This is a genomic window from Simplicispira piscis, from assembly GCF_054783455.1.
The window spans coordinates 1-5516 of record NZ_BAAGQN010000038.1; the positions used below are offsets into that span (position 1 = coordinate 1).

Genomic DNA, 5516 nt, shown 5'->3' on the forward strand with positions numbered 1-5516 from the left:
CCTACTTTCACACGGGAACCCGCACTATCATCGGCGCAAAGTCGTTTCACGGTCCTGTTCGGGATGGGAAGGAGTGGTACCAACTTGCTATGGTCATCAGGCATAACTTGGTGCTGGGCAGTTTTTGAGGACTGCCTAGCGAATTCATAGAGTTTGGAATCAGCTTATATTTTGATTGCGACAACTTGGCATAACATCCCTGATCTGGAGAGATCAAAGTTATAGGGTCAAGCCGCACGAGCAATTAGTACTGGTTAGCTTAATGCATTGCTGCACTTCCACACCCAGCCTATCAACGTCCTGGTCTAGAACGACTCTTTAGGGGGGTCAAGCCCCCGGCAGATCTCATCTTGAAACGAGTTTCCCGCTTAGATGCTTTCAGCGGTTATCTCTTCCACACTTAGCTACCCGGCGATGCCACTGGCGTGACAACCGGTACACCAGAGGTGTGTCCACTCCGGTCCTCTCGTACTAGGAGCAGGCTTCCTCAAATCTGCAGCGCCCACGGAAGATAGGGACCAAACTGTCTCACGACGTTTTAAACCCAGCTCACGTACCTCTTTAAATGGCGAACAGCCATACCCTTGGGACCGGCTACAGCCCCAGGATGAGATGAGCCGACATCGAGGTGCCAAACACCGCCGTCGATATGAACTCTTGGGCGGTATCAGCCTGTTATCCCCAGAGTACCTTTTATCCGTTGAGCGATGGCCCTTCCATACAGAACCACCGGATCACTATGTCCTGCTTTCGCATCTGCTCGACTTGTCAGTCTCGCAGTTAAGCACGCTTATGCCATTGCACTATCGTCACGATGTCCGACCGTAACTAGCGTACCTTCGAACTCCTCCGTTACGCTTTGGGAGGAGACCGCCCCAGTCAAACTGCCTACCATGCACTGTCCCCGATCCAGATAATGGATCTAGGTTAGAACCTCAAACGCACCAGGGTGGTATTTCAACGTTGGCTCCACCAGAACTAGCGTCCTGGCTTCAAAGCCTCCCACCTATCCTACACAGATCCGTTCAAAGTCCAATACAAAGCTACAGTAAAGGTTCATGGGGTCTTTCCGTCTTTCCGCGGGGAGATTGCATCATCACAAACATTTCAACTTCGCTGAGTCTCAGGAGGAGACAGTGTGGCCATCGTTACGCCATTCGTGCAGGTCGGAACTTACCCGACAAGGAATTTCGCTACCTTAGGACCGTTATAGTTACGGCCGCCGTTTACTGGGACTTCAATCAAGAGCTTGCACCCCATCATTTAATCTTCCAGCACCGGGCAGGCGTCACACCCTATACGTCCACTTTCGTGTTTGCAGAGTGCTGTGTTTTTAGTAAACAGTCGCAGCCACCGATTTTTTGCAACCCCTTTGGGCTCGCCTTGTACAGGTTCACCTACTTGGGGCATACCTTCTCCCGAAGTTACGGTATCAATTTGCCGAGTTCCTTCTCCTGAGTTCTCTCAAGCGCCTTAGAATACTCATCTCGCGCACCAGTGTCGGTTTGCGGTACGGTCGTCAATAGCTGAAGCTTAGTGGCTTTTCCTGGAAGCAGGGTATCACTCACTTCGTCTGCAAGCAGACTCGTTATCACCCCTCATCTAAGCCCGGCGGATTTGCCTACCGGGCACGACTACAGGCTTGAACCAACATATCCAACAGTTGGCTGAGCTAACCTTCTCCGTCCCCACATCGCACTATTGATCGGTACAGGAATATTGACCTGTTTCCCATCAGCTACGCATCTCTGCCTCGCCTTAGGGGCCGACTCACTCTACGCCGATGAACGTTGCGTAGAAAACCTTGCGCTTACGGCGAGGGGGCTTTTCACCCCCTTTAACGCTACTCATGTCAGCATTCGCACTTCTGATACCTCCAGCACCCATTACCAGGCACCTTCACAGGCTTACAGAACGCTCTCCTACCACGTGCAATAAATTGCACATCCGCAGCTTCGGTAACTGGCTTAGCCCCGTTACATCTTCCGCGCAGGACGACTCGATCAGTGAGCTATTACGCTTTCTTTAAATGATGGCTGCTTCTAAGCCAACATCCTGACTGTTTTAGCCTTCCCACTTCGTTTCCCACTTAGCCAATTTTAGGGACCTTAGCTGGCGGTCTGGGTTGTTTCCCTCTTGAGTCCGGACGTTAGCACCCGGTGCTCTGTCTCCCAAGCTGTACTCGTCGGTATTCGGAGTTTGCATAGGTTTGGTAAGTCGCCATGACCCCCTAGCCTAAACAGTGCTCTACCCCCGACGGTAATACTTGAGGCACTACCTAAATAGTTTTCGGAGAGAACCAGCTATTTCCAAGTTTGTTTAGCCTTTCGCCCCTATCCACAGCTCATCCGCTAATTTTGCAACATTAGTCGGTTCGGACCTCCAGTACCTGTTACGGCACCTTCATCCTGGCCATGGATAGATCACTTGGTTTCGGGTCTACACCCAGCGACTATGTTCGCCCTATTCGGACTCGATTTCTCTACGGCTTCCCTATTCGGTTAACCTTGCCACTGAATGTAAGTCGCTGACCCATTATACAAAAGGTACGCAGTCACCCCTTTCGAGGCTCCTACTTTTTGTAAGCATGCGGTTTCAGGATCTATTTCACTCCCCTCCCGGGGTTCTTTTCGCCTTTCCCTCACGGTACTGGTTCACTATCGGTCGATGATGAGTATTTAGCCTTGGAGGATGGTCCCCCCATATTCAGACAGGGTTTCTCGTGCCCCGCCCTACTTGTCTGCAGCCTAGTACCACACGTCGGTTTTCGCATACAGGGCTATCACCTGCTATGGCTGGGCTTTCCATCCCATTTTGCTAACCGTCGTGCTATCACTGCACGGCTTCTCCGATTTCGCTCGCCACTACTTTCGGAATCTCGGTTGATGTCTTTTCCTCGAGCTACTGAGATGTTTCAGTTCACCCGGTTCGCCTCGCAACCCTATGTATTCAGGTTGCGATACCCCTAAGGGTGGGTTTCCCCATTCAGATATCTCCGGATCAAAGCTTATTTGCCAGCTCCCCGAAGCTTTTCGCAGGCTATCACGTCTTTCGTCGCCTATCATCGCCAAGGCATCCACCACATGCTCTTAGTCACTTGACCCTATAACTTTGACGTCTCTTGCGAAACATCTCCATCTAATTTTTCAAGGACTTGCAAGGTCTTTCACCTTGCGCGTTATGCCGTAATATGAATGTTTCTTCGGTATTGCTACCTAGAGAACAATTCGTCATTACTTGAATAAAACAAAGTTTCATTCGTGTTGACGCAATCAAATTTCATGTTGCTGATGGCACGGTGCATCCTTCGATGCTTTCCATCAGCAACGCTGATTCGACTCTATGAATTTTTAAAGAACAGCCGATTGATCGAACTATCTCGATCAACAACAAAACAGCCTTTTGCAAAGCTGCTTTGGTGTTGATTTGCTGCACTGCCTTGTGCAACTCTCTTTGGATGTTGGTGGAGGATGACGGGATCGAACCGACGACCCCCTGCTTGCAAAGCAGGTGCTCTCCCAGCTGAGCTAATCCCCCAGGAACCGCATTGTCTTCTCACGTGTCGCCCGCAGCACTTGGTGGGTCTGGGTGGTCTCGAACCACCGACCCCCGCCTTATCAAGACGGTGCTCTAACCAACTGAGCTACAGACCCAGGCCTGCCTCTACTCACTCACATGCTTTCACATATGCGCTTGCAGCGACTTTTTCCAACAACCGATAAGTGTGGGCGTTCAATTAGAACTGCAGTTTTCCAGAAAGGAGGTGATCCAGCCGCACCTTCCGATACGGCTACCTTGTTACGACTTCACCCCAGTCACGAACCCCGCCGTGGTAATCGCCCTCCTTGCGGTTAGGCTAACTACTTCTGGCGAGACCCGCTCCCATGGTGTGACGGGCGGTGTGTACAAGACCCGGGAACGTATTCACCGTGACATTCTGATCCACGATTACTAGCGATTCCGACTTCACGTAGTCGAGTTGCAGACTACGATCCGGACTACGACTGGCTTTATGGGATTAGCTCCCCCTCGCGGGTTGGCAACCCTTTGTACCAGCCATTGTATGACGTGTGTAGCCCCACCTATAAGGGCCATGAGGACTTGACGTCATCCCCACCTTCCTCCGGTTTGTCACCGGCAGTCCCATTAGAGTGCCCAACTAAATGTAGCAACTAATGGCAAGGGTTGCGCTCGTTGCGGGACTTAACCCAACATCTCACGACACGAGCTGACGACAGCCATGCAGCACCTGTGTTATGGCTCTCTTTCGAGCACAATCGCGTCTCTGCGATCTTCCATACATGTCAAAGGTGGGTAAGGTTTTTCGCGTTGCATCGAATTAAACCACATCATCCACCGCTTGTGCGGGTCCCCGTCAATTCCTTTGAGTTTTAACCTTGCGGCCGTACTCCCCAGGCGGTCAACTTCACGCGTTAGCTTCGTTACTGAGAAAGTAAATTCCCAACAACCAGTTGACATCGTTTAGGGCGTGGACTACCAGGGTATCTAATCCTGTTTGCTCCCCACGCTTTCGTGCATGAGCGTCAGTGCAGGCCCAGGGGATTGCCTTCGCCATCGGTGTTCCTCCGCATATCTACGCATTTCACTGCTACACGCGGAATTCCATCCCCCTCTGCCGCACTCCAGCTATACAGTCACTAATGCAGTTCCCAGGTTGAGCCCGGGGATTTCACATCTGTCTTATATAACCGCCTGCGCACGCTTTACGCCCAGTAATTCCGATTAACGCTTGCACCCTACGTATTACCGCGGCTGCTGGCACGTAGTTAGCCGGTGCTTATTCTTACGGTACCGTCATGGACCCTCTGTATTAGAAAGAGTCTTTTCGTTCCGTACAAAAGCAGTTTACAACCCGAAGGCCTTCATCCTGCACGCGGCATGGCTGGATCAGGGTTTCCCCCATTGTCCAAAATTCCCCACTGCTGCCTCCCGTAGGAGTCTGGGCCGTGTCTCAGTCCCAGTGTGGCTGGTCGTCCTCTCAGACCAGCTACAGATCGTCGGCTTGGTAAGCTTTTATCCCACCAACTACCTAATCTGCCATCGGCCGCTCCGTCCGCGCGAGGTCTTGCGATCCCCCGCTTTCATCCGTAGATCGTATGCGGTATTAGCCACTCTTTCGAGTAGTTATCCCCCACGATCGGGCACGTTCCGATGTATTACTCACCCGTCCGCCACTCGTCAGCCACCGAAGTGCTGTTACCGTTCGACTTGCATGTGTAAGGCATGCCGCCAGCGTTCAATCTGAGCCAGGATCAAACTCTACAGTTCGATCTTGATAAATTTAAAGTCTTCCGACTTCACTCATAAAAACGGAATTGAAGTGAACTTCACTTCTATCTCCATGAGCGTTTAAAGTCTTGCGACTTCAGTTCCAAAAGAACTTCGCAATTCGCTTCAAACGCCCACGCTTATCGGCTGTATATTTTTAATGTTCCCGCAAAAACCAGATTTGCATCTTTGTTTTTGCTAACTCCGCCACGATCAGCAGAGCCTCA

The 5516-nt window shown here is 51.3% G+C and carries 2 tRNA genes and 3 rRNA genes; all 5 read right to left on the minus strand.

The features are described 5' to 3' along the window. Positions 1 to 101 (minus strand): 5S ribosomal RNA (gene rrf, locus ACYVOC_RS18880); the annotation flags it as partial. 122 nt (positions 102 to 223) lie between these two features. Then, a 23S ribosomal RNA gene (locus ACYVOC_RS18885) occupies positions 224 to 3103 on the minus strand. Positions 3104 to 3461: 358 nt separating this feature from the next. Beyond that, a tRNA-Ala gene (locus ACYVOC_RS18890) sits at positions 3462 to 3537 on the minus strand. Positions 3538 to 3576: 39 nt separating this feature from the next. Beyond that, positions 3577 to 3653, minus strand: a tRNA-Ile gene (locus tag ACYVOC_RS18895). 103 nt (positions 3654 to 3756) lie between these two features. Then, positions 3757 to 5289 (minus strand): 16S ribosomal RNA (locus ACYVOC_RS18900). Positions 5290 to 5516 lie beyond the last annotated feature (227 nt).